Annotated in this window: 21 protein-coding genes and 1 pseudogene; 9 read left to right on the top strand and 13 right to left on the bottom strand. The window is 57.2% G+C overall.

Annotation, left to right across the window (positions count from 1 at the left end; all coding sequences use genetic code 11):
* Nucleotides 1-110: 110 nt before the first annotated feature.
* Nucleotides 111-2,039, bottom strand: a complete 1,929-nt coding sequence (locus ACYVG7_RS03675; protein WP_460881898.1) for a RecQ family ATP-dependent DNA helicase — start codon at nt 2,037-2,039, stop codon at nt 111-113.
* A gap of 244 nt (nt 2,040-2,283) precedes the next feature.
* Here ACYVG7_RS03675 and sstT point away from each other — a divergent pair, with 244 nt between their 5' ends.
* Nucleotides 2,284-3,546 (top strand): serine/threonine transporter SstT, encoded by a 1,263-nt coding sequence (gene sstT, locus ACYVG7_RS03680; protein WP_460881899.1) that lies wholly within the window; start codon nt 2,284-2,286, stop codon nt 3,544-3,546.
* Nucleotides 3,547-3,664: 118 nt separating this feature from the next.
* Here sstT and ACYVG7_RS03685 read toward each other — a convergent pair whose 3' ends face one another.
* Nucleotides 3,665-4,228, bottom strand: coding sequence for an acetate uptake transporter (locus ACYVG7_RS03685; RefSeq protein ID WP_460881900.1), 564 nt, complete (start codon nt 4,226-4,228; stop codon nt 3,665-3,667).
* Nucleotides 4,229-4,466: 238 nt separating this feature from the next.
* On the opposite strand from ACYVG7_RS03685, the gene ACYVG7_RS03690 reads away from it, so the two are divergent.
* A complete protein-coding gene (locus ACYVG7_RS03690; protein ID WP_460881901.1) occupies nt 4,467-5,285 on the top strand; it encodes a M90 family metallopeptidase in 819 nt (272 codons plus the stop codon).
* Between the two features lie 23 nt (nt 5,286-5,308).
* Here the strand turns inward: ACYVG7_RS03690 and ACYVG7_RS03695 are convergent, their stop codons facing one another.
* The 6 genes from ACYVG7_RS03695 to ACYVG7_RS03720 form a co-directional block, all read right to left on the bottom strand.
* Nucleotides 5,309-6,379 carry a BMP family lipoprotein gene (locus tag ACYVG7_RS03695; protein WP_460881902.1) on the bottom strand — a complete coding sequence of 357 codons (1,071 nt, stop codon included), beginning with the start codon at nt 6,377-6,379 and terminating at the stop codon, nt 5,309-5,311.
* 211 nt (nt 6,380-6,590) lie between these two features.
* Entirely contained in the window at nt 6,591-7,580 is a 990-nt protein-coding gene (locus tag ACYVG7_RS03700) for a 2-hydroxyacid dehydrogenase (protein WP_460881903.1), read from the bottom strand.
* Nucleotides 7,581-7,924: 344 nt separating this feature from the next.
* Nucleotides 7,925-8,719: an ethanolamine ammonia-lyase subunit EutC gene (eutC, locus tag ACYVG7_RS03705; RefSeq protein ID WP_460881904.1), complete on the bottom strand. Its 795-nt coding sequence runs from the start codon at nt 8,717-8,719 to the stop codon at nt 7,925-7,927.
* A 20-nt stretch (nt 8,720-8,739) separates the two neighbouring features.
* The gene (locus tag ACYVG7_RS03710) at nt 8,740-10,140 is read right to left on the bottom strand and encodes an ethanolamine ammonia-lyase subunit EutB (RefSeq protein ID WP_460881905.1); all 1,401 of its coding nucleotides are present in this window, start codon (nt 10,138-10,140) and stop codon (nt 8,740-8,742) included.
* 167 nt (nt 10,141-10,307) lie between these two features.
* The gene (eat, locus tag ACYVG7_RS03715; protein ID WP_460881906.1) at nt 10,308-11,693 is read right to left on the bottom strand and encodes an ethanolamine permease; all 1,386 of its coding nucleotides are present in this window, start codon (nt 11,691-11,693) and stop codon (nt 10,308-10,310) included.
* Between the two features lie 186 nt (nt 11,694-11,879).
* Nucleotides 11,880-13,136, bottom strand: coding sequence for an MDR family MFS transporter (locus ACYVG7_RS03720; RefSeq protein ID WP_460881907.1), 1,257 nt, complete (start codon nt 13,134-13,136; stop codon nt 11,880-11,882).
* A 220-nt stretch (nt 13,137-13,356) separates the two neighbouring features.
* On the opposite strand from ACYVG7_RS03720, the gene ACYVG7_RS03725 reads away from it, so the two are divergent.
* The gene (locus ACYVG7_RS03725; RefSeq protein WP_460881908.1) at nt 13,357-13,830 is read left to right on the top strand and encodes a NanQ anomerase/TabA/YiaL family protein; all 474 of its coding nucleotides are present in this window, start codon (nt 13,357-13,359) and stop codon (nt 13,828-13,830) included.
* Between the two features lie 223 nt (nt 13,831-14,053).
* On the opposite strand, the gene ACYVG7_RS03730 is transcribed toward ACYVG7_RS03725, so the two are convergent.
* Both ACYVG7_RS03730 and ACYVG7_RS03735 read right to left on the bottom strand, forming a co-directional pair.
* The gene (locus ACYVG7_RS03730; RefSeq protein WP_460881909.1) at nt 14,054-15,469 is read right to left on the bottom strand and encodes an alpha/beta hydrolase-fold protein; all 1,416 of its coding nucleotides are present in this window, start codon (nt 15,467-15,469) and stop codon (nt 14,054-14,056) included.
* Nucleotides 15,470-15,576: 107 nt separating this feature from the next.
* Nucleotides 15,577-16,443: a helix-turn-helix transcriptional regulator gene (locus ACYVG7_RS03735; protein ID WP_460881910.1), complete on the bottom strand. Its 867-nt coding sequence runs from the start codon at nt 16,441-16,443 to the stop codon at nt 15,577-15,579.
* Between the two features lie 213 nt (nt 16,444-16,656).
* On the opposite strand from ACYVG7_RS03735, the gene ACYVG7_RS03740 reads away from it, so the two are divergent.
* Nucleotides 16,657-16,896 carry a hypothetical protein gene (locus ACYVG7_RS03740; protein ID WP_460881911.1) on the top strand — a complete coding sequence of 80 codons (240 nt, stop codon included), beginning with the start codon at nt 16,657-16,659 and terminating at the stop codon, nt 16,894-16,896.
* A gap of 136 nt (nt 16,897-17,032) precedes the next feature.
* On the opposite strand, the gene ACYVG7_RS03745 is transcribed toward ACYVG7_RS03740, so the two are convergent.
* Nucleotides 17,033-17,452 carry a hypothetical protein gene (locus ACYVG7_RS03745; RefSeq protein ID WP_460881912.1) on the bottom strand — a complete coding sequence of 140 codons (420 nt, stop codon included), beginning with the start codon at nt 17,450-17,452 and terminating at the stop codon, nt 17,033-17,035.
* 219 nt (nt 17,453-17,671) lie between these two features.
* Here ACYVG7_RS03745 and ACYVG7_RS03750 point away from each other — a divergent pair, with 219 nt between their 5' ends.
* Complete coding sequence (locus ACYVG7_RS03750) at nt 17,672-18,220, top strand: YaeQ family protein (RefSeq protein WP_460881913.1); 549 nt, start codon at nt 17,672-17,674, stop codon at nt 18,218-18,220.
* A gap of 186 nt (nt 18,221-18,406) precedes the next feature.
* On the opposite strand, the gene ACYVG7_RS03755 is transcribed toward ACYVG7_RS03750, so the two are convergent.
* Complete coding sequence (locus ACYVG7_RS03755; RefSeq protein WP_460881914.1) at nt 18,407-19,570, bottom strand: ribosomal protein uL16 3-hydroxylase; 1,164 nt, start codon at nt 19,568-19,570, stop codon at nt 18,407-18,409.
* A gap of 117 nt (nt 19,571-19,687) precedes the next feature.
* Here ACYVG7_RS03755 and ACYVG7_RS03760 point away from each other — a divergent pair.
* From ACYVG7_RS03760 to ACYVG7_RS03770, 3 genes and pseudogenes are all read left to right on the top strand, one after another.
* Nucleotides 19,688-20,092, top strand: a pseudogene (locus tag ACYVG7_RS03760) (IS5-like element ISEc35 family transposase); the annotation flags it as partial.
* Nucleotides 20,093-20,315: 223 nt separating this feature from the next.
* A complete protein-coding gene (locus tag ACYVG7_RS03765) occupies nt 20,316-21,302 on the top strand; it encodes a competence protein CoiA family protein (protein WP_045899542.1) in 987 nt (328 codons plus the stop codon).
* On the top strand, nt 21,299-23,338 hold the full coding sequence (locus tag ACYVG7_RS03770) for an ATP-dependent helicase (protein ID WP_460881915.1): 2,040 nt from the start codon (nt 21,299-21,301) through the stop codon (nt 23,336-23,338). The genes ACYVG7_RS03765 and ACYVG7_RS03770 overlap by 4 nt, the downstream gene beginning before the upstream one ends.
* A gap of 2 nt (nt 23,339-23,340) precedes the next feature.
* Here the strand turns inward: ACYVG7_RS03770 and ACYVG7_RS03775 are convergent, their stop codons facing one another.
* A complete protein-coding gene (locus ACYVG7_RS03775; RefSeq protein WP_000880375.1) occupies nt 23,341-23,595 on the bottom strand; it encodes a hypothetical protein in 255 nt (84 codons plus the stop codon).
* Nucleotides 23,596-24,471: 876 nt separating this feature from the next.
* Between ACYVG7_RS03775 and ACYVG7_RS03780 the strand changes: the two genes are divergently transcribed.
* Entirely contained in the window at nt 24,472-24,990 is a 519-nt protein-coding gene (locus ACYVG7_RS03780) for a hypothetical protein (protein WP_223943029.1), read from the top strand.
* Nucleotides 24,991-25,199: the final 209 nt, after the last annotated feature.

Raw genomic sequence — 25,199 nt, forward strand, 5'->3', positions numbered from 1 at the left:
ACATGAACCGCCGTATGCGGAACCGCATGTACGGTGGTGTGAGAGGACGGAGGCCGCGAGGCCTCCTCCTACTCGATGGGCGTTGCAATTCTCAGACGTGTATTAAACGGCTAGAGATTGAGCCCACTCAGTAGCCGTTGGGCAGCTGCTTCGACCTCGGCAAATGGCACCTGAGCCAGACGACCATGACTGGGTAACCCGGGCAACTTGAGTTGACTACTCAGCGGCGTCATCAGGCCACACAGGTGGCGGGCAACCAGTCGGGGTGTCAGCGGGTGCGGGCTACAGGCATGCTGTAATTGCTGCAGCCAGCTCTCCAGCGGCGCGGTCTGCAGCAGGCTGGAGGGCGCGGCAGCGGGCAAGGTGGCGCTGGCACCGCGACATGTTGAGCAATGGCCACAGCGCTGCGGGGCCTGGGCATCGGCAAAATAGTGGGCCAGTTGCTGACTCAGACAGGCCGAGGATTCGAAAAACTGCAGCATGTGCTGGATGCGCCGCAACTCGCTGCGCTCCTTGTCCAGAAATTGCTGGTGCAGTTGCAGGCTCAAGGGCTGCAAATCGTCCGGCAGTGCCAGCCGATGGTAGACCTCCGTCATCTGTTTGCTTTCCAGCTCGATCCAGCCCTGCTGATGCAGATAATCCAGCGCTGTGACGGCGCGACTACGCTCGGCACCCAGACGGGCCAGCTCGGCCAGATCCAGCGCGCACCAGCTGCGGGCGCGAGGCGCGGCGGCAAACACCTGCTGCAGAAACTGGCGGCGCTCGCCATTGAACCGGTTCAGGATCTCCTCGGGCGACTGGATAAACTTGAAGCGGAATTCGGCAAAGTAGCTATAGGCCGGGGCTATGACGCCAGCCAGCTCCAAATAGACCAGTAAGGTCTTCAAGGGGAGCTGCCGGATATTGCTGCGCTGGCTTAAGCGCAGCAGGACGATTTCCCATTCTGCCGGACTAGTGCAGATCTCTGCCAATACTTGGGTGATGCTCGCGCGATCCGGGGTGTCGCCATAGACAAAGTTTTCCAGCACCGGGACCTGCTCACGGCTAGCCAGCACGGTGCAGTGGGCGAGTTGGCCATCCCGCCCGGCGCGGCCGATCTCCTGGGAGTAATTTTCTATCGATTTGGGCAGATCGTAATGGACCACCCGACGAATATTCGCCTTGTCGATGCCCATGCCAAAGGCAATGGTGGCGACGATGCAGTCGTGTCGATTGGTCATAAATCCCTGCTGGATGGCCTCGCGCTCCTCGGATCCCATACCGGCATGATACGCCTGAGCCTGGATGCCGGACTGCTGCAGTAAGGCCGCCACCTGCTCGGCCGTTTGCTGCAAGGTGACATAGACGATGGTCGGCAGCCGGGGCGCTTGCGCAATCAGTTGCAGCAACATCTGGTCCCGTCTGGCTTGAGGGGCGGGTAAGACGCTGATATCCAGGTTGGCGCGATAAAATCCGGTCGCCACCACATGCTCCGGCGCTATGGCAAACTTGCGCTGCATATCGGCGATGACGGCAGGGGTTGCCGTGGCGGTGAGCAACAATACCTGGGGGATCTGCAATTGCTGACGATAGCTGGGCAGCTTCAGATAATCGGGGCGAAAGTTGTGGCCCCATTCCGAGATGCAGTGCGCCTCATCGACCACCAGTAAAGAGAGCGGGATGCGGGCGATAAAGCGGCGGAAGCGTTCGTTTTTCAGCCGCTCGACGGAAATCATCAGGATCTTGAGCTCACCCCGCTCGGCCTGACCCATCAGCTCACGGCTCTGGTTGGCATCCAGTGTCGAGTCCAGCGCCGCAGCGGCAATGCCCTTGCTGCGCAGAAACTCCAGTTGATCATGCATCAGGGCCAGCAGAGGGGAGATGACGAGGGTGAGATGGGGTAGATGCAGGGCTGGTAATTGATAGCACAATGATTTGCCCGAGCCGGTCGGGAAAATCGCGGCCACCGAGTGTCCGGCCAGAATGTGCGCGATCACCTCGTCCTGACCGGGTCTGAGGGTCGAGAATCCAAAGTACTGCTGTAAGGAGGACAAAACCATGGCACTGGGCTCAGAAGGCGTGAAAAGGGCATCAGATTAACATGGGGCTCTCGCATCCTGAGCCCCCGGAAACCTGTCAAATCTGCGTTTGGTCATAAATTCGACATCTGAACCCTTTTACCAAGCATTCATAGGGGGAAATGAGCGAGTATTCAGGTATTCTGTGGCGGATTTGCCGCATATGTCAGGAAGGTATGCGGCGAAATGGACCCATTAATGACACATTCACAGCCATGGATATGCTATGAAACCATCAACCAATCCCCTTATTCGTTTGCTCCAACACACATCTCTGGTCAGCCAGATTGTGGTCGGTCTGGTACTCGGCTGCCTGCTGGCCTGGATCGCACCCGCACAGGCACAGCTGGCGGGCTTACTCGGTAGCCTGTTTGTCGGTGCCTTGAAAGCCGTCGCACCAGTACTGGTGTTTATTCTGGTGGCTGCCTCCATTGCCAGCCATCAACATGGGCAGAAAACCAGTATCCGTCCGCTCTTGATCCTCTACCTGTTCGGTACCTTCTGTGCGGCTATGGTCGGTGTCGTCGCCAGCTTCGCCTTTCCATCGGAGCTGCAACTGGCGACCAATACCGCAGATATCACACCGCCGAGCGGCATCAGCGAAGTACTGGGCACCTTGCTGTTCAGCGTGGTCAGTAACCCCATCAAGGCGCTGATGGAAGCCAACTACATCGGTATTCTGGCCTGGGCTATCGGCCTGGGGCTGGCGCTGCGCCATGCCAATGCCGGCACCAAGGAGCTGATCCAGGATCTCTCCCGCGCGGTCTCCAGCATCGTCAAATGGGTGATCCGCTGTGCACCGTTGGGGATTTTTGGCCTGGTGGCCTCGACGCTGGCAGAAAGCGGCTTCTCGGCACTGCTGGGCTACGCCCATCTGCTGGTCGTGTTGCTGGGTTGTATGCTGTTTGTGGCCTTCGTGGTCAATCCACTGATCGTCTACTGGAAGCTCAAGCGCAACCCGTATCCGTTGGTACTGACCTGCTTGCGTGAAAGTGGCGTCACCGCCTTCTTTACCCGTAGCTCGGCGGCCAATATCCCGGTCAACATGGCGTTGTGTGAAAAGCTCAAGCTGCCGGAAGAGACCTATGCGGTCTCCATTCCCCTGGGGGCCACCATCAATATGGCAGGCGCCGCCATCACCATCTCGGTGCTGGCACTGGCGGCTGTGCATACCCTGGGTATCGAGGTGGATCTGGCAACCGCGCTGCTGCTGAGCGTGGTCTCGACCATCGCTGCCTGTGGGGCATCGGGTGTGGCCGGGGGCTCCTTGTTGCTGATCCCGCTGGCGTGCAGCCTGTTCGGGATCAGCAACGATGTGGCCATGCAGGTGGTTGCGGTCGGCTTTATCATCGGCGTGCTGCAAGATTCGGCTGAAACGGCCCTTAACAGCTCGACCGATGTGCTGTTTACCGCCGCGGCCTGTATGGCCGAAGAGGGCGCCGTCACCGAGGCCACGGCCGAGGTGGATATCGAGCCCGCTGACGCCTGATCCGAACGTTGGATCCGATATACAAACGGGGCGCCTTGATGGCGCCCTGTTTCATAATAAAAAAGACCGCACAAGGCGGTCTTCTGGGGGACAGCTTAACGGTTACGAGTGGTTACCGTTACTTGGGTTCACCGATAGGTAGTACGGTGCGACCGAATTTTTCGTTCAGCACTTCAGCCATGGCCAGATAAATGGCGGAGCCGCCACAAACAATCCCTTCAAAACCGGCGATAGTACCCAGGGTCGCATTGCCCAGGAAATCACGCGCCGCCAGCAGGCCGAACAGGACGACCAGAGAGCCGAATACGAACTGCAGCGCTTTCGGGCCTTTGAGAGTGCCGAAGAACATGAACAGGGTGAAGATGCCCCACATCAGCAGGTACCAGCCCATAGCGAACTCATCGGCGGCATCGCCCAGACCCAGTTTCGGCAGCAGGATCAGGAACACCAAGCTGATCCAGAAGAAACCGTAAGAGGTGAAGGCGGTCAGGCCGAAGGTGTTACCCTTTTTGAATTCCAGGATACCGGCGATCACTTGCGCCAGGCCGCCATAGGCCAGACCCATGGCCAGGATCATGGCGCTGATGGGCATAAAGCCGGCGTTGTGGATATTCAGCAGCACTGTGGTCATACCAAAGCCCATCAGGCCGAGCGGGGCGGGGTTGGCCAATTTTTCGTTCACGGTTTGTTCTCCAAAACAGGGGTGGTGGGGATGCACTGCATGAGTGGTACCCGGAAATAGTGTGGGTGAGCGCGCGCGATTCTAGAGGCAAGCCGGGATGCTGACAAGCTGCGGCTGCGACCCAGGTGGTAAATTTTCCTATGTTCAGGATTGGATGACGAGGCGAACGATTGGTGATATCAGGTTATAGCAGGACGGGATGGCCCTATTTAGTCCATCCAGGCGGAGAATGGTCGCTATGAGCTGGCGTGCGTGGTGGCAATGGCTGTCGGGTTGGGGGGCGCGGCGGCAGCCCTATTTGCCGGAGGCGGAGTGGCGCAGCCTGGCGGCTAGCATTCCGGTGCTGCAAGGGTTGTCTGGGCCGGAGCTGGAGCGTTTGGTGGCTCTGGCCGAGCGTTTTATGCAAAGCAAGAGTATTACCTGCCTAGGGGTGCGCCCCTCCCGACAGCAATTAGGCTGGATGGTACTGCAGGCCTGCTTGCCGATATTGAATCTGGGGCTGGATTGGTATCGCAACTTCTATGAAGTGATTCTGCTACCCGATGCGGTCGAACGGGAGGAGCCGGTGTGGCTGGATAACGAACTGATGGGAGTCGAGGCCAGCGCTCATCTGGGCGAAGCTTGGGAGCAGGGACCTGTGGTGCTGGTGTGGCCGGAAGTGCTGCACGATGGCCAGTGGGATGGCTACCATTTGCTGATCCATGAGCTGGCCCACAAGCTGGATATGCTGGCGGGAGGCACGGCCAACGGCATGCCGCCGGAGCGGCCCGGGGTGGATATTGCCCAGTGGCAACCGGCGCTGGAGTCGGGGTACCGCCGGGTGTGCCAGCAGCTTGAAACAGGCCAGCCGTGCTGGCTGGATGAGCAGGCCGCCGAGGGACCGGATGAGTATTTTTCCATTCTCTGCGAGCAATTTTTCACCCAGCCTCGACGACTACAAGAGCAGGAGCCCGAGCTGTACCGTTTGCTCACTCGCTGGTTTGCCCAGGATCCGGCTGGCCGTCAGCCCCGGGCATCCTGGAGCGATGGGGCCGGTTATCATCGCCGTGGTGCTTGACGGCAACCTCTGACGCCAGCCCCTTAGCTTTTACACAGAGTGCCGCTACCTGCTTTACCAGCGGGTGGACAGATGGCACCGATGGTGGGCGTTATGTAGTCGCAGTGCTGGGTCTGGGTATAGTCGTGAATTTTGAGTTTACCGGTGACGATATCAACGCGCAGGGTTTCGAGTTTGTCGCGCAGTCCCTGGCTAATCAGTCCCTGATTATTGGCATCCAGAGCCCAGCCCACATGGTTATCCAGTAAGCCGAGTTTCAGAACTCCCGGTGTCCAGGTACCGACTTCGGCCTCTTCCCAGGCGGTGTAGGCGGCCTGTCCCATGCTCTTGAACATGGAGGTGAGCATGGTGCCAGGGTAGAGTCCGTTCTGGTTGGTGTCGGAGCCTATGGCTCTGAGACCTTCATCGGCGGCGGCTTGATACACGCCAAGGCCGGTGCCCCGGGCGGCGGCAAAGATGATATCGACCCCTTCGGCAAATTGCTCTTTCGCCAAAAAGCTGCCCTTGACCGGATCGGCAAAGGCTAACGCTGGTGTCGAAGCAGCATAGCTCTGCTTCACCTCAATGGCCGGATTGGCATATTTGGCCCCCTGCTCGAAACCACAGCCATACTGGTGGATGCCGGGCAGATCCAGGCCGCCCACAAAGCCGATGATACCGGTCTCCGACTCGGCCGCAGCCAAGGCTCCGGTCAGGAAGGCTCCTTCTTGCACCTTGAACAGAATAGAGCGCACGTTAGGCTTATCCAGCTGACCATCCAGCAGGGTGAACTGGGTCTTGGGGAACTCGTCGGCGATGGTTTGTAGCGCTATGACTTGTTCGCCACCCACCAGAACAATCGGGCTATAACCATCGCCTGCCAGTTGGCGCAAGGTGTTCAGGCGCTCTGCGGCACCCGCCGGTGCACGTTCGGTGACCTGGATGCCGGTCTCCTTGCGGTAGCGCACCACGCCCTCTTCGTAGACTTGCTGATTCACCGAATGGTCATATTTGTCGGCGACACTGTAGACCACGGCCGGTTTGGTGGCGGCCAGCGCCAGGGTCGGTAGTAACGTCAGCAGGATAGGCGTCCAGATCCGGGTCAAGCTGTGCATTCATCAGGTCCTTGTACTGGGGTGACTCACCCATGAGGCACCAAAGGAGACACATTTTTCCTGCTTTGCTGGGTGTGATCAAGCTCAAAGAATCATGATGGGAAATGAAAGGCCTTTCATTTCCCGAGGCGGTAAGAAGTAACCGGTTACCTTGATTTTAAAGGAAAAAAAGAGGAGCCATAGGCTCCTCTTCTTGTCGGGCGGGTGAGGATTATTCCACCTCGTTGCCATTTTTCTGTCCGGCGGCAAAGCTGCGGACATTCTCCAGCGTGGTGTTGGAGATCGCCAGCAGCGCCTCCTTGGTCAGGAACGCCTGGTGACCGGTGAACAACACGTTATGGCAGGCAGAGAGGCGACGGAACACGTCATCGGTGATCACTTCGTTGGAGTTGTCTTCAAAGAACAGCTCCTGCTCTTCCTCATATACATCCAGCCCCAAGGCGCCAATCTTGCTCTGCTTGAGAGCTTCAATCGCCGCGGTTGCATCCAGCAGACCACCGCGGCTGGTATTGATGATCATGACGCCGTTCTTCATCTTGGCGAAGGCTTCAGCGTTGAGCAGATGATAGTTTTCCTTGAACAGCGGGCAGTGCAGGCTGATGACATCGGATTCCTGGAACAGGGTATCCAGATCGACATATTCGGCCCCCAGATCCAGCGCCGCCTGATTCCGGTATGGGTCACTGACCAGCAGACGCATGCCGAAGCCCTTGAGAATGCGCAGGGTGGCGATGCCGATCTTGCCGGTGCCGATGATCCCGGCGGTGCGGCCATGCATATTGAAACCCACCAGACCATCCAGGGAGAAATTGGCATCCCGGGTGCGCTGGTAGGCCTTATGAATGCGGCGGTTCAGGGTCATCATCAGACCGACCGCGTGTTCGGCCACCGCCTCCGGAGAATAGGCAGGCACCCGGACCACTCGGATGCCGAGCTCTTTGGCGGCTTGCAAGTCCACATTGTTGTAACCGGCGCAGCGCATGGCTAGCACCTGAGTGCCATTAGCGACCAGATCGGTGAGTACGGCGCGGCTGAGATCGTCATTCACGAAGGCGCAGACCACGGGGTAGCCGTGCGCCAAACGCGCGGTTTTCGGGTCGAGACGCACATCAAAATAGTCGAGTTTATAACCAAAGGCCTGATTGGCCAGTTCAAAGTGGTCACGGTCATAGGCTTTGGCACTGAACAGGGCGATTTTCATGGGACACCTCCAAATGAATATGTAATTAAATTACATCAATGAATGAGATTGTCAAAGGTTGTTGATGAAAATTGATTTATATCAGGCATTGATGGGCTTCTGGTCGATGTTTGTGTAATTAAATTACAGGTTGTCGCAATGGGGTGCCCTGAGTCTATCACTGAAATCCGATTCCGCCTGATACCGGTTTGGCATCTGTGGTGAGGCTAGGTAGCACGTAAGACTCCTCGGTCTGTCTGTTTCTTGCTGCGGGATTTTTCGAGCGTACGCGAAGGCAAAAAAAGGGAGCCGAAGCTCCCGAAATGCAGGTTGAACACCTGGGTTGGGGTTTTACCGGTAACCCATCAGGACGGGAGCGCGGGCTGCGGCTCCTCATCATGTTCAAGCAGTTGCTGGGGTTGTTCGCTCTCATCCTTCAGATCGACGCCGGTCAGGCGGCGGATAAAGGCTTGCTCCAGCAGCCAGGCCAGCTTGTGGGCGGCTTGGGGGAAGTCCAGCCCGGCGGGACGCACGTTGGAGATGCAATTGCGTTCGGAGTCCATGCGCCCGACGTGCGGTTGCCAGGTGAGATAGAGGCCCAAACTGTCGGGGGAGGAGAGGCCCGGACGCTCGCCGATCAGCACCAGCACGGCGCGGGCGGTGAGCAGCTCGCCAACCTCGTCGCCCAGAGCAACCCGAGCCTGTTCGGCGACAACCAGGGGCGCCACATTCAGCTGCAGACGCCGCAGATGGGGCAACAGGCTGGCCATAAACGGTTGGGCATTCTGATGCAGGGCGGTCGAGGAGAGACCATCACCCAGCACTATCACCAGATCGTAATCCGCCAGCTCCAGGGCTTGCAGCTTCTGGCGACTCGGTTCATCCAGGCGTCGTCCCAGATCCGGACGCCGCAAATACTCTTCTCGATTGCTGGCGGCACTGTGCACCGTCATGACGGCTTGTCCCAGCACCTGTAATGCGCCCTGCAACTGGGTCACATCCAGTGGTTGATGCACGGCATCCCGGGCCTGGGCATGAGCCAGACCAAATTGCAGCAGGGCATCGGTGGGCAGGCTGACGCCGGTGCGCCCCAGGGCAATGCGCGCCGAGGTATAGCGTTTGAGCTCTTGCCAGGGGTTGAGATGGATGAGTTCAGACATAAGTGATTCTCCGGCAGGCTTCAGGCGACGCGGCCGCTTGGGCTGGTGGGGCCAAACTGGCTCAGTAGCGGATGACGCAGATTGGCATCCAGCAACTGGCCTCCGGTATTGGTCAACTGCATGCGCACCAGCCAGTCGGCGAATTCCGGCGCGTGTTTGAGGCCGAGCAATTCGCGGATATACAGCGCATCGTGGAAGGAGGTGCTCTGGTAATTGAGCATGATGTCATCGGCCCCGGGTACCCCGATGAGAAAGGTGAGCCCGGCATTGGCCAGCAGGGTCAGCAGGGTATCCATATCATCCTGATCCGCTTCGGCGTGGTTGGTGTAGCAGACATCACAGCCCAGCGGCACACCCAGTAACTTGCCACAGAAGTGATCTTCGAGCCCGGCGCGGATGATCTGCTTGCCGTCATACAGGTATTCGGGGCCGATAAACCCGACCACGGTATTGCACAGCAAGGGTTTGAAATGGCGCGCCACGCCGTAGGCGCGCGCCTCGCAGGTCTGCTGATCGACACCATGGTGAGCATTGGCGGAGAGGCAACTGCCCTGACCGGTCTCGAAATACATGACATTCTGGCCGACTGTGCCGCGCTTGAGGCTCAAGGCGGCGTCATGGGCTTCGGCCAGTAGCGCCAGATTGATGCCAAAGCCACGGTTGGCCGCTTCGGTCCCGGCGATAGACTGGAACACCAGATCCACCGGCACTCCGCGCTCGATGAGCTGCAGGGTATTAGTGACATGGGTGAGGATGCAGGATTGGGTCGGAATGGCAAAACGCTGGATCACCTCATCCAGCATCTGGTTCAGGCTCGCCAGTACCGGCAGGTTGTCACTGGCCGGATTGATCCCCACCACCGCATCGCCCGCGCCATAGAGCAGGCCGTCGAGCATGGCGGCGGCTATGCCCTGAGGATCATCGGTCGGATGATTGGGCTGCAGACGCACGCTCAGATGACCTGGCAGGCCTATGGTGTTGCGAAAGGCGGTGACGACATGACACTTCTTGGCCACCAGGATCAGATCCTGATTGCGCATCAACTTGCTGACCGCCGCGGCCATCTCCGGGGTGATGCCGGGCGCTACCCGGGCCAGGGTGGCGCTGTCGGCTGCCTCCGAGAGCAGCCAGTTGCGGAAGTCGCCTACCGTCAGATGACTGATGGGAGCAAATGCCGCGGCATCGTGCTCATCCAGGATCAGCCGGGTCACCTCATCCTGTTCATAGGGGATCAGCGGTTGTTGCAGGAAGGTACGCAATGGCAGATCCGCCAGTGCCATCTTGGCGGCCATCCGCTCCTGGGCGGAGGCGGCCGCGACACCGGCCAGATAATCGCCGGAGCGTGCGGGGGTCGCTTTGGCCATTAGACTGCACAGGTCGGGAAAGTGGTAATTCTGGTGTGCCAGCGTGCTTCGGTACATGGAATTCTCGCTTTAACGGGTAACGCAGGAACAACAGGGTTGTTCTGCCGGGCCGGGAAAAAAGCCACCGGACGAGCCGGTGGCAAATCACCAGGTTGTTGCTCATGGCTGCCGCCTTAGCGGCGGCAGACGATTTCTGTTACGGCAGCGTCTTGCAACGCAGCCGATTAATAGACCTTCACCAGCTCGCCATCGGCGGAGGAGATTTCGGCATCATGGGTGAAGCGGAAGTAAGCGTAACCGACCAGCATCAGGCCACCGAAGATCAACGCCAGCATAGTGTTGTAGTAGACCATGGCGGCTAGACACAGCACGGCCAGACCCAGAGCCAGTGCCGGGGCGAACGGGAACAGCGGGGCGCTGAATGGACGCTCCAGCTTGGGTTCGCTCTTGCGCAGCTTGAACAGCGCGGCCATGGAGATGATGTACATGACGATGGCGCCGAACACCGACATGGTGACGATATTGGCGGTCAGCGGCATGCCGCCGATGACGATCAGTGAATCGGAGAAGATAGCCAGGATGCCGACCACACCACCGGCCAGGATTGCCCAGTGTGGCGTCTGGAAGCGACCGTTGACCGCCGAGAGTGATTTCGGCAGATAACCGGCGCGGGCTAGGGCAAAGATCTGCCGTGAGTAGCCCATGATGATGCCGTGGAAAGAGGCGATGAGGCCAAACAGTCCCAACCACACCAGCATGTGCAACCAGCCACTGCTTTCACCAACGATCATCTTCATCGCTTGCGGCAAGGGGTCGTTGATGTTGGAGAGCTTGCTCCAGTCACCGGCGCCACCGGCAAAGACCATCACGCCCATGGCCAGAACCACCAGGGTCAGGATGCCGCCGATAAAGGCCTTGGGAATGGTTTTCTTCGGATCCTTGGCTTCTTCGGCCGCCATGGCTGCGCCTTCAATGGCCAGGAAGAACCAGATGGCAAACGGGATCGCCGCAAAGATACCGGAGATAGCCCCCATGCTGAATTCGGATTCGCCAGCCCAGCCGTTGGCGGCAAAGTTCGCCATGCTGAAGCCTGGGCTCACTACACCCATAAACACCAGCAGCTCGAAGATGGCCAGCAGGGTCACCAGCAACTCGAAGGTAGCGGCAATGCCCACTCCGACTAGGTTGAGGCTCATAAACACCAGATAGGCGCCCACCGCAACCCACTTCGGATCGAGAGCCGGGAACTGTACGTTCAGGTAGGCACCAATCGCCATGGCGATGGCCGGTGGCGCAAACACGAACTCCACCAGGGTTGCGAAGCCGGCGATATAGCCACCCACAGGACCGAAGGCCCGATAGGCATAGGCAAAGGGGCCGCCCGCATGGGGAATGGAGGTGGTCAGCTCGGTAAAGCTGAAGATAAAGGCGGTGTACATGGCCGCCACCAGGACGGAGGTGACCAGAAAACCAAGGGTACCGGCCTGGGCCCAGCCATAGCTCCAGCCGAAGTACTCACCGGAGATGACGAGACCGACGGCGATCCCCCACAAATGAAAGGCTCCCAAGGTACGCTTGAGGGCCGGTTGTTTACTGTCCTTTTGTTGCATGATGGATCCCCTATTCGACTGTCAACCCTGACAGTTTCTACAGGGAGGTATCGCAAAGGGCGTACCAAAACCGCGTGGTGGGTCAATTCCTTAAAAATCAGTAAGTTGAATGGATTCAGCTATGGCACCATGCACGCATGTGGTGCAAATTCCCCAGCCTGGCTCATCAGGCTGGGGACTGCGCTCTCACCCTTGCTCTTCGACAGTGCCTTGTTCTTGCCGATGGGCTCTTGCATAGACGGGTATGTTTTCCGAGCGGAAATAGAAGGCATAGGCGATGGCGCAGAGCACAAAACAGAGGATAAACAGCCATTGCCCATCCAGGTGATCGATGATGAGGCCGCCGAGAATGGGCGCACTGGCGGAGCCCAACAAATAAAGGGAGGCAGCACCGACATAACTGCCACGCAGATGGGGTGGCGCCAGTTCATCAACCCGCAGATTGAGGGCCGGAAACAGGATCACCTCGCCGATACTCAACACAAAGGCGCTCAGCAGCCAGCCCATGGGCCAGGAGACAGGGGTAAACCAGAAACCGATCTGTGCCAGGGCGAACAGGACGCTGCCGATCCGGATGCGCTGCCCGGCACTGAATCGCGCCAGTCCATGAACCAGTGGCAGTTGCAAGAAGACGATGGTCAGGGTGTTGATGAGCAGCAACTGGGTGATGAGTGCGGCAATATCGGGGATGGATAAGCGCATCAGATAGAGATCCAGCGTGCTCTGGAAATGGGCGTAGACGAACATGGTCAGCACATTGCCCAGGGTCAGCAGCAAGAAGGCCCGATCCCGCGCCAGCACCTGCAAGGTGGCGGCAAAGCCCAGTGAACTCAGCACCTGGCTGCGGCTGTCGGTCACCCGCCACAGGGCGCCGGCCAGTAGCAAGCCATAGAGCAGGTAGCCGCCGGCCGCCAGCCAAAAGGTGTGCTGCTGGGCGGAGAGCCCGAGCCAGAGGCCGCATAAGGGGCCCAGGGCGCCGCCCAGATTGATGAGGTAGTAGCGCAGTTGCAGGGCCAGCTCCCGATCACGGCCATCGGGGCAATGGTCGGAAATCATGGCGCGGCTCTGGTTTTCTAACAAGGAGCGCATCATGCCGTTACAGGTGGCTCCCAACGCAAACCAGGCCGGGCTCGCCGCGCAGGCAAACAGGCTCATCCCCAGGATCCCCAGACCACTGCCGGTGAGCATCATGCGGCCGCGACCATAGCGGTCTGCCAGATTGCCGCCATAGATGCCGAACAGGGTGCTGAAGCCGGAGGAGAGCGCCAGGATCAGGCCAGTATCGGTCGCCGAGAGAGCGAATTTCTGGAACAGCATCAATCCCAGATAGGGCCAGACCATGAAGAAGGCAAACCGCGAGAGGAAGGTACCGAGCAAGATGATGTGGATGAGGGCGGGTAGGGCGAACAGCCGGCGCCAGGAGAGTAACGGATCCGTGTGCATGCAAACTCCTTGGATAATGAGCACACAGCCTAAGATCAACTGCATCCGAGTGCAATCGTCAGGCAATTCTGTTTGCCGATAGGCTTACAGATAGTGTGATCTATCGGTGTGCCAGTTGTTCGCACCTATGGCGTACCCGGTTGGCGTCATCCCTGACCGGGCGTAAGATGACGCTTTGCGCCATTGCCATCCCTTAGCCATTGTATCAAGGAGCTCCACCGTGTTTGCTGCCCATATTGCTGATCTGGACCATATCCATAGCTTACCCCCTCGCTTGCGCCACTATCTGGTGCAGGCTCTGGCCTTGCTGGCCAGGGAGCCCCAACCGGGCAAGCATGTGCTGGATGGCGAGCGGGCCTTTGTGATCCTGGCCGATGATCACACGGCCCCGGCTGCCGAGCGGCGGCCGGAGATCCATGCCCGTTATCTGGATGTGCAACTGCTGTTGCAAGGTGAAGAGCGCATGGGTTATCGGCCGCAGCGCGCTCGCCAGCAACCGGATGATGATCGGCTGGCGACCCAGGATCTGGCGTTTTTCAACCAGCTGGAGGGCGAGCAGTTTCTCGATATGCGGCCCGGAGATTTTGTGGTGTTCTGGCCCGGTGATGCCCACAGGCCGCTATGTGCCGTCGCTGAACCGATGCCGATCCGCAAGGCGATCCTGAAAGTCGATGCCAGCCTGTTGCGGGATTAATGGCCGGACGGGCCGTGGAGGGTCCGCCTCGCAATACCCCAGTGCTGTTTTACGCTTACGGCAAGGCTCTTTCCCAGTTCGGTGTTGCGCTGGAGTCTGGCTGAGCGCAGACGCGCCATGAAACCATCCCTGGAGGCTCGATGGCGGCATCCCTGCCGCCAACGGTCTGCTTTTCATCCAGACTCCATCCCTCTTGATTTACAACCGGTAACTGGGATAGCGCTTACGGCAAGGGTGCTGGTTGTAGTTGCCGGGCCAAGGTTGGCATGATCTGCGGCATCAACGCTTGCCAGTAGTGCCAGGTGTGACCACCCGGGGCATACTGGAAGGGAAGAGGGTGCCCGGCGGCCTGCAGTTGCTGCTCCAGGCGTTGATTGGTGGCGGTACTGATGTGATCGTTCTTGCCACAGTAGAAATGGGTGCTGGGCATCCGAGCTAGCTGCTGGGGATCGAGTACCGGCATCCGTGCCGGATCAAAATAGCCGGAGAGCGCCAGACTGGAGGCAAATGCTTCTGGATGCTGATAGGCCAGCGCGAACGCACCGAATCCACCCATCGACATGCCGACGACCGCCCGTTGTTTCGGGTCGTCACTCAAACCCCATTGCCGGGTCTGTGGCAACAACTCCTGCATTAAAAAGTCCGCGACATCCCCTTGATAGAAACTCTTGCCGCCATCGACCATCAGCAGCGCCATCGCGGGCATGGTGTGCTCGGCGATCAGGGTATCGAGCAGGGCGGGAAGCTGGCCATCCTGCACCCATTGCTGCCGATCCATGCCATAACCGTGCAGCATCAGCGCCCAGGGCAGAGGTTTTTTCGGGTCGCTGCCCGCGGGCCGATAGATCAGCAACTGCTGGACGCCCAATCGGCGGCTGGTGACTGTCAGCGTCTGCACAGTGCCCCGCTCATCCGCGTTGGCACGGGGTTGATAGCGCTGATCGATTGGGCCGACCTGTAGCAGGGAGTTCATCCCGCCAGAGCCATCCGGGCTTTGCGCCTGGGCAGCCGGATCCGCGATCCAGCGTCCATCCTGTACAAATTTATAGGCCCACTTGCCGGGATCCAGATACAGGGTGAGTTGCCAGTTACCCTCGGTATCCTGGGTCATCGGCAGGGTATCGGCTTGCCAATCATTCATCTCACCGGAGACATAGACCTTGGATGCGGACGGCGCCGCCAGGTGCAGCTGGATCGCCTCGCGCCCCGGTGCGGGTGTCAGGGCTGGCTCGGCGGCTGGAGTTTGTGCGTGTTGGGTCATGAGCATGGTTCCTTGCTGGCGGCTGCTTTGGTAGTGCAGTTGCATTTCGTCACGGTCTGGCTGGTAACTCAAGTCCATGATGCCCCGATCCGGATCGCCCTCCAGCGCCCAGTGCAGCCGGAGAGGCGAGGTCGATTGCACCTCGGCCTGCACATCAAACTCTATGCTGGCCTTTTGCCAATCGGCATCCAGCTGACGCCAGTAGTGCACTCGGAGTGGCTTGCCCAGCTCGGCGGCGGCCATGTCCAGGCTCAACCCGTCGCGGATGCCATCGCCCCAGGTGCCTTGCCAGCGTTGGGGGAGTGGAGCGGCCTGGCTCATTGCGAGGGGAAGAGAACAACACAGCAGCAGGGCTGCGATCGATGGGCATAGTTTCATCCGTGATCCTGATAGCGGAAAGTGAGAGTGACCAGCCTACAAGCGGCGAGCCCTTGGTACTTGATTTCCTGCGCCAATATCGGCGGCTATCTGGATTGTCTTCTTGATCACCACAGGCGGTATTCCGGGCTGGGCGTCGAGCGCACTGGCAGGGTGAAACGGAATGGATCGTTGCAGTGCGGTGATGGGATATGCAACTCAATCGGCGCATCCGCATGGTGCCAGCCGCGATGAAACAGCCACTGGGCATAGCAGTGATACAAGAACACGGGTAGTTGCTGCACAGAGCCGCGCAAGGTAAAGGTTGCCTGCCAGTTGGCGGGCAGAGGCAGGGCAGCGAGGCCCAGGGGGGCGGCGCCTGGGCCGGCCGTGGTGGCGACGGTGAGCATCAGTGGCTTGGTCACGAGCGACGGCTCCTTGCTCATCAAGACCCGCTGCGGCTGGCGCGGGAACAGATACGCCAACTGATCCATCAGCCGCGTCAGGGTCCCTGCAAATTCTGGACTACCCGGGCCGCCATCACCGATCGGGCTTTGCAGGCCCCACAGCGTCTGTGCCGGTTGCCAATGCAGCTGTGGCTCGGCTTGTGCGTGCGCGGCGAGTTCAGTGAGCGCCCCTTCGTTGAGCACCGGACGCCGGTAACAATGAAATGCCGTGCCCGATTGGCGGAACTCGCTGGGGGTCATGAAAAACTGCCGACTAAAGGCGCGGGTAAAGGCCTCATGGCTACCGAACTGGCAATCCAGCGCCAGTGACAGAATATCCGGATGTCCGCTCAGCAATAACTCGGCCGCCCGGCTCAAACGGCGGCCACGCAGGTAACACACCAGTCCTTCACCCACCTGGGTGTTGAAGTAACGTTGCAAGCTGCGCGTCGACAGTGCGGATTGCGCGACCAGATCGCCGATCTCCAGCGGTTCGAAGAGGTAGCGCTCCAGATAGTCGCTTAGACGTAATAATCGATCCCGACTCATGCCATTCCCTGTGCGCATCGGTCCATGGGGGCGGATTATCCGCAGTTCCTTTCGTATCCCCTAGTGTGCTGATCACTATTTCTACAAAAGATCTGGATAAGCGCTTGAAAACTGTTTATTCATACAGTACTGTCTATTCATACACCGAATGCGCGCCGAAGCAGTGATGGATGCCAGCCGGTTCCCCTCAAGATGAATTTTCAGGAGAAGACGATGAGCGTATTTGTGAACGGACTGTTTGTAGGCAACGAAATTTATCCGGGCGTGTATGCCGAAGCGCTGGCTGGTCCAAGCTGGATGATCCGCAAAGAGAACGAAAAAGGCTGGCCGTGCCGGGTCGGGGAAATCAAGGGCAGCTCTGAAGCCGGCGAGTTTCTGGCCTGCTCCTGCCTGGGCGATGTCAAAGGCCGCGCCTACAGCATGCGCACCGCAGTGCGCTTTCTACTGAACTGATACGGCAGCAAGCCACCGCGTTACCAGAGCCTTGGCTCACGCCTCCGCAGCAACAACAACGCCCGCATCACTGCGGGCGTTGGCATTTTTATCCGGGATGCAGGCTGTTAACCGCGTTGGGCGGTCGGGGATCTGCTTACGAAGATTTGACCCAGCTGACTTTTGGCGCCTGCACATCACCACATTCCCAACTGACACGCTTGGGCATCATCAGGGTGAGGTAATTGTCAAAGTTGGGGGCCGGGGTGTTGCGGCTCATCCACGACACCTTGACCTGTGGTGAAGTATCGCGCCACTGCACATGGCGACGAACATCGATGATATTCGGTTGGATATTTTCCACCAGCTCGACCGTGGCAGATTTCGTCTTGGCAACAATCCAGGGCACGCGTATCGGCCGTGGTTCGCCCTCGCGCCAGCTGATAAAGCGCGTCGGCATATTGCCTTCACTGATCTGAGCTGGTTGCAGGGTGATCTTGCTCTTGGCTATGCCCTTGATGAGCCAGACCACCTTGACGCGTTCTTCGCTCTGCACATTCATGTCTTGAGTTTCCATATCCATTCCCTCTGTAAAAAGCTCGCCATCATTATCTTTCTTGGCGTTATTGACGGTTCGATGAGCGAGAACACTGACGCAACGAGCGTGGTTATCGTTGCGGGTACAGTTTCAGTATATGAGGCTTGGCTCCGACCAAAAGGGGGGGAGCCAGATAAATTTGTTGCTTGTGCGGTGGATCAGTAGACTGAGGCCCATTTTGGCGATGGATGAACAGACATGGCACTCAAAGCGACTATTTTTAAGGCACTTGTCAATGTGGCCGACACCGACCGCAACGTCTATCTGGAGGAAACCCTGACTCTGGCGCGGCATCCTTCGGAAACCGATGAGCGTTTGATGATGCGTCTGCTGGCCTGGGGACTCAATGCCGCACCGGATCTGGAATTTACCAAGGGGTTGTGCGCCGACGACGAGCCGGATCTGTGGCGCAAGGAGCTGCATGGTGATATCGCCCACTGGATTGAGGTTGGCCTGCCCGATGAGCGGCGTCTCAAACGGGCCTGCAACCGCTCGGCGGCCGTGACCCTCTATACCTATGGCTCACGCGCGGCACAGATCTGGTGGCAGCAGAACCAGCCGCTGCTGGCCAAGCAACAAAACCTGAACGTCTATTTTGTCGATGATGACCTGGCGTTGGCGCTGGCTTCCCGCGCCGAGCGCAATATGAGTTGGCAGATGACGGTGAGTGATGGCGTCTTGTGGCTGAGCAGCGGCGACTTCTCCACCAGCTGGCAACCGACCTGTTGGCAGAAGGCGCAAGCATAAGCCCAGCAAAAAGCACACCGGCGACTCACGGTAAGCGACAGCCAGGGGCATTCCCTTTCGCCAACTCGCCGTGAACCCATCCCTGGGGGCTCGATGGCGGCATCCCTGCCGCCAACGGTTGGCTCCAGGGAACACTCCCTGACTTATCTTGCCAGTAGAGCACCCGAGGGACTTGTGGCGCGGCGGTTATTCCGCTTCATCCTCGTCGGCTTGCCAATCGTTGGCAAAGTACCAGTAACCGTTGTTGATGAGCGTGGTCAGCCAGGCCAGTTGTACCGGATCCTGCAAGGCCGGATCCTGCTCCGCGAACGATATCTCAGGGCTATCGCACAGCTTGCGGGCCAGAGCGCCTGCGCCTTCGGGGATCGGCAGGCGTTCGCCGTTGATAAAACAAACTTCCGGCCCGGTTTCCAGATACAGGGTGCGCAGACCGCCCAGCTTGTTCAGCACTTCCCCGGCTTGCAGCCGATCGTAGATCTCCCCCTCAGCAAACGGTGGCTCCACCGCTTGCAGATCCAGCTCATGGCGGCTTTGACTCAGGTAACTGGCCAGCCAGGGGGCAAACGCATCCCCATGCAGCATCTGCTCCATCATCTCGCGCAGGGCCTGCACCTCGGTTGTTGTGACCGCGCCCGGATTGGTGCGGCGTTGCAACTGCGGGTCGCTGTAGCGGCGATTACCCAGCTCGTCGGCCAGCAGGTGGTCGGCAAAGCTGCTGAACAGATCCCGCTGGTTGGGGGCGCGAAAACCCACCGAGTAGTTGAGGGAGGGCTCGATGGCGTAGCCATCGTGGGGGAATCCGGGCGGAATATAGAGAATATCGCCGGGCTCCAGCTCGACATCGATGATCGGCTCGAACGGATCGACCTGCAGCAGATCCGGATGGGGGCAGAACTGCTTCATGGCGACTTTCTCGCCCACCCGCCAGTGACGGCGGCCCTGACCCTGGATGATAAAGACATCGTACTGGTCCAGATGGGGGCCGACGCCACCACCGGGCAGGGAAAACGAGATCATCAGATCGTCAATCCGCCAGTTCGGCAGACCGCGAAACGGCGTCATCAGCTCGCTGACCGGCGGATACCAGTGGTCCACCGCCTGCACCAGCAGCGACCAGTTGCCTTCGCCATAACGCTCATAATCCTCGAAGGGACCATGCTCCACTTGCCAGTGATCGGCACCCTTGACCACCAGACGGCTATCCACTGCCTCTTCCATGGCCAGACCCGCCAGCTCCTCGGGGGTCAGCGGATCGACAAAATTACGAAATCCCTGCCGGATCACGGTAGGGCGCTTTTGCCAGAAAGTGGCTAAAAATTCCGGCCAGTCGAGGGTGAAATCATGGCTCATAGGGGCGTGGCTCCGCGCAAGAGAATAAAAAAGGGCTATTTGCAAACTAAGGTTGGAATTCCATCATTCTAGCCTTAGATCTTTGATCAAGTGAAGTTGCTCACTTGGTTGGATNGCGATAACGAGGTGTTGCCCACGCTGCTCAACCCCTTGCGCCGCAAGATAGAACAAGTCAGCGCCGATGGTGCCTATGACACAAAAGCCTGTTATGCCCTACTACAAAAGAAGGGCGCCAAGGCCACCATACCGCCGAGAAAAAATGCGGCATTCTGGAAGACAGGCCATCCACGCAACGAGGCGGTTGCCGCGCTCAAGGCAGGAGAGCTGGAGCAATGGAAAAAGGACTCTGGCTATCATCAGCGCTCGATAGCTGAGACCGCCATGTATCGCTTCAAGCAGCTCATCGGTCCGAAACTGAGTCTGCGGAGCTACAACGCCCAGGTGGGTGAGATCCTGGCTGGGGTAAAAGTCATGAACAAGGTCATAGGGCTTGGTATGCCCATTCGGCAGGCCGTCAACTAAGCCCGCCCGGCGGGTGGGGGAGCGACCATCCAACTTTGGATTTGATCAACAAGGCCGGCATTAACTCATTGTCGAATCTGCACCAGTATCACTAGGTTGTTGAGCGGGCGATTAGCTTTTTCACTGAGCCGCTGTACACTCGACTGCTTCAAGAAGCACTACTTACCATTTGCCTGCCGTAAGGTCTGTTCTTAGCTGGATTTTTTTGGGAGGCTACGCAGTCATGACAACTCAATCCAGCTCAATACAATACGCTTACGCGCTAGACGGCGAGGGCACCCTCACGCACATTGGCGCTGCCCTGCGCTCACATACTTACACCTGCCCAGGTTGTAAGAGCCCCCTGACCCCGGTAATGGGCGAGTTCAACGCTAAGCACTTTCGCCATTCGGAAGAATGCTGTGCCCTTGAAACCTATCTTCACAAGTGCGGCAAAGAAGCATTCTTCTATCGCTACCAACAAGCTCTCAGCCGTGAAATGCCTATTAGCCTTGAGCTGGAGCGCCGGGTTGCCTGTAATGGTTCTCATTTAGCCTTAGTTAGAGACGAAGCACGTCAGTGCGTAAAATCCGTGCCTGCACGCTACAACTTGACTCAATTTTTCGATCAGGCAGAGCTGGAAAAACACGATAAGGTCACAGGGCTGCGACCAGACGTGATGTTGTATGATACGACTGGCGAAAGGCGTTGCTACGTAGAGATTTGTGTCACACACCCCTGCTCTCAAGACAAGATCGAAGCCGGTATCCCGATTCTTGAGTTTAAGGTCCAATCTGCCTCTGATATTCAGATGTTGCTTACCGGGGCCTACTCGATCAAGGAGAAGATCCTGAGAGTATTCAACTGGCTTCCCCCGTTTCAATCTGTGGACACCTGTAGCGGCGTCTGCTCAGTAGGTAACGTGGATATGTCTGTCTGGAGTTTAAGTGGTTCCGGCCGACTCAACGAACAAACGATGCCGCTCGCTGAAGTGGATTTAACAATCAATTCTGACGTGAACACATGGCCTAGATCGTTAGGGGCCGCTGAGCTGGCTGATAACTTACGAGCTTTTATCCGTCACGCCGATCCTCATTCACTATTTCCCAACTGCATTATGTGCGAGCAAGCAGGCCGATGGGAGGATGGCTATCTGCAATGTCACAGTAAGGCAAAGATCGTTCCCTACACCGAGGCCCGTCAGTGCGCCAATTACAAGGTTAAGGCATGACAAAAAGACTGACTTGGGAGCAGAAAAGTATTGTCAGCCATGACACCGGACATGCGTTGGTAAAAGCCGTACCTGGTAGCGGGAAAACAACCACACTTGTAAAGCGCGTTGAGCGGCTGGTCAAGACGGGAACTGATCCTCGCTCCATTCTGATCCTGATGTACAACAAGTCGGCGCAGGTGAGCTTCACGGAGAAGTTGAAGACGGCACTGATGTCGAGCGTGATTCCAGAAATCCGCACGTTCCACAGCTTGGCCTTAAAGATTGTTGGTTACGGAGAACGCCAACAGATAATCAAGAAGAAAGACCTCATTACTCCAAGCGACTACCGCTATGAGCAACTGGTAAAGCAAGCCTACCGCTATGGCTTTGACCATGAGGCGAATTATATTGACCCCAATGAAATTGAAAAGTTCGAGCTGTTTATTGCTCGCTGCCGGGCGGCGGCCGTAACTCCTGTTGATGCTGCCAATGATCCAACGTTCAGCAACATCAAACGGGAGTTTATTCGCGCCTATGGCCGCTATTGTGAGCTGCTGGAGGAAAACAGTCTGCGAACCTTTGATGACTGTTTGATTGAGGCTGTCGCACTGTTGCGTAATGACAGCAGCCTTGGTGCCCACTTCAAGCACATCATTGTTGATGAATATCAGGACGTTAACCTGATACAGCATGACATGACCCGCTTGCTATCTAAGTCGGATACGTCAGTTATGGCTGTTGGTGATGTTAACCAGTGTATTTATGAGTGGCGTGGTGCTCGACCAGACTTTATCGGCGGACTGTTTGAAAGGCACTACCCGAATACGAAGGTGTTTCAACTGTCATGCACGTTCAGATTTGGCCATGAGCTTTCCTTGATGGCTAACTCGGTAATTCGGCGCAACTCTACAAAGCTGACCAAGCTTTGTGTCAGTCATCCTAGCACCCCCAAAACAGAGGTCAGATTGCACTTTGATAACTGCCTATCCAAGGTGCTATCAAACCTCTCGGTGAGCAGTGGAACACAAGCCATATTGTCCCGCACTAAGGCGAACCTTGCTGAGGCGGAAATTGCTTTACGCCTGTGTGGGCTACCTTATCGCTACCTCAATGGTTCAAGCGCATTACACACCCGCACCGAAATCGGGATACTGGTAGTTGGCGTCTTGCTGTCTGTGTACGGCGATCTGCGGCTACTGGAAAACCATCCCAACAAACAAGCGATTGTTTACGGCTTTCTGAAGGAGGCTGGTTTTAGCTGGCAGAAAGGGCAATTCAAAGCGGCGCTCAGTGGATTGATGGCTCCGCACGCCGACCTATGGTCTGCTCTAGGTCAGTTATTCGAGGGCGCACAATACCAAAAAGATCGGCTGGGCAGGCTCGCCACTATCTGCCAGAAAGACGGAGAGGAAACGCCTGCTATCGATGTGTTACGACGCCTGAGTATGGAGGGTTTCATTGATAGTGTTGGCTCTGAGGGTGTAACTCGCACTGGATCGAACGACCAGCAACGAGGGGTCGTGAGGATCGGGGAGCTACTTGACTCCAGTAAGATCGATTCCCGCACGTTTTTAAACCTTATCTTGAATCCAGGCGAGGCTGCTACTGACTGCGATCCCTTCATTCTTTCCACATTGCATGGTTCCAAGGGGCTGGAGTGGGATAACGTAATACTGATCGGGCTGAATGAGCAGGAATTTCCTGGCGGCAAACCCGATGATGTTTACAGCGTTCGCACATCGATGAACACCCCTCCGGCCGAAGAGGAAATCGAGGAGGAACGTCGGCTGTTTTATGTCGGTATCACTCGCACAAAACAGCAGCTAAATCTGGTTGTCCCTCTTGATGAAGGGCTTGCGCGGTGGCTCAAAAACCGCTGGGATAGCACCCCGAAGAAGTCACCGATAGCTACTCGCTTCGTCTATGAGGCTGGCTGGACTGCTTGTGCGGTTACCAGTGATGCGATCTATAACAGCACGGTAGAGAAACAGAAGGCTGACTTCAGCAAGTTTCACCAATGGTATCTAAGAGATCTTCAGCGGCTAAAAGTCTAGGGCTACCGATACTTTTCGATTTCAGACAGGTGCTCGTTATCCAGATCAATTGTGGCTTTTCTTTCAGAAGCGAGCTTCTTCGCTCGCTTTGCATACTGAAGCCCCTTGGCTGGCTGCTCTCCGCGTAGGATCTGTTCAGCCTGCTTGCTCGTGCTGTGCCCCAGAAAGCGTTCGTACTGCTCGTCAGATACCTCAGTGCCGATCAGTCGTTCGATCCAGCCGCTTTTCGGCGGGTAACTTACGCCCAGCGCAAGCAACTGCTTTTTCTGTACCCACTATTTCCGGTGCGGCCGGCTTCAATCAAGGCTTTGGTTAGAACTACAGCCATTTGGGGACTCTCATACACAAACCTGAACCATGCGGGTCTGATTGGCGGTCAAGATAGCAGCGCATCGAAATCAACACTGAACTCTGCTTCTAAGAACTCAATCGTGGCTGGTTGGCTATCGAGCGATGCTTCCCGTGTAGACTCCAGTGCGCACTCCAATCGACGCAGCAGAGTAAATGATCTTGCCGAAGTCGGTATGCTTGAAATCCCNCGGCAAAATGATCTTGCCGAAGTCGGTATGCTTGAAATCCCCCCCACAGGTCTTCCGCGTTCTTCCAAATGAAATCAGCTTGCGAAGCAGCCGAACCTACGAACTCTGCCATCTTGGCCTCCAACCAACTTTTGCACGAAACGGCNTGATCTTGCCGAAGTCGGTATGCTTGAAATCCCCCCCACAGGTCTTCCGCGTTCTTCCAAAGTAAGCGCCGCTAAATCGACCTACTTGCCTTCGTTGTATTGCGCCACTTTTTTTGCAATGGGCTCCAGCGGGACGTTCCAGGNCATTTCATGATCCAACCTCAGATTGCAAATAGCCTAAAGAAGTAACCATTGCCGGAGGGAAAACAATCCCCCCCCAAAATCACCATCAGCACACGGCTGCGCAGGGTGATATTCGTTGGAAACTTTTTGTGTTTGCACAGTAAGGGGTAAGGCCGGTAAAACCGGCCTTACCTTAATATAAGGAAAGAAATCGTCATCCCCGGTGTTTACATCGACAACAAAGCCTCGTATGTGTCTCAGTGAGCTGATTTAGCGTACTATTCTCTGGAGAGTCTTTTACTACATACATAAGGAACTGTTTGTTATGAAGAAGTGGTTTTGCTTGATACTCCTGATTGGTCTTTCCGCCTGTGGCTCTGCCGACAAGGTTTTCCTCGGATACTGGAAAGCACAAGGTAACCAGTTTGGTTATCTGCACATCACGCAAAATGGCAGCGGCCATTTGATGACGGTCTACGACAACAGTCTTTGGGACGGTACACTCCAGACCAAAGAGTTTCCGGTAACCCTCAAGGACAACAGCCTAACGATGGATGTCCCCATGGGTAAGGTGACCGGGATTTACAAGGAGACGGACCAAACATTGATCCTGAATGGCAAACGGGCCTATCAGCAGGTTTCCGAAGAAGAGGCAATGAAGGCCATAACAGCAAGACAAGAGGAAGTGGCCAAGGCGGAGGCCGACTGTAAGGTATTGCAACAAGAAGTGGATGCCAAGAAGAAAGAACTGACAGATACCAAAGCCTGGAATGAATACGTTAAGACAGTGAATGCCAGAACACCGAAACGCTGCCAGCTCAAAAATGTGGGGGCGATCTGGTAATCCATTCTCCTATGATTGATTGAAATGTAGCCTCATCGGATCTTGGTGATGGGGCTTTATCTACGTAGTGACCCAGCTGCTCCTGCACAACAAAGCGGCTCTTGGCCGTTTTTCAAGAGAAGAAACACTTCCTACCTTACGAGCAGTTCCCATGGTTCCGATCCCCCCGCTGTTGGTGCTGTATTTCATGTCAAACAGCATCAGGCATT

This window comes from Pseudaeromonas pectinilytica, assembly GCF_054780855.1.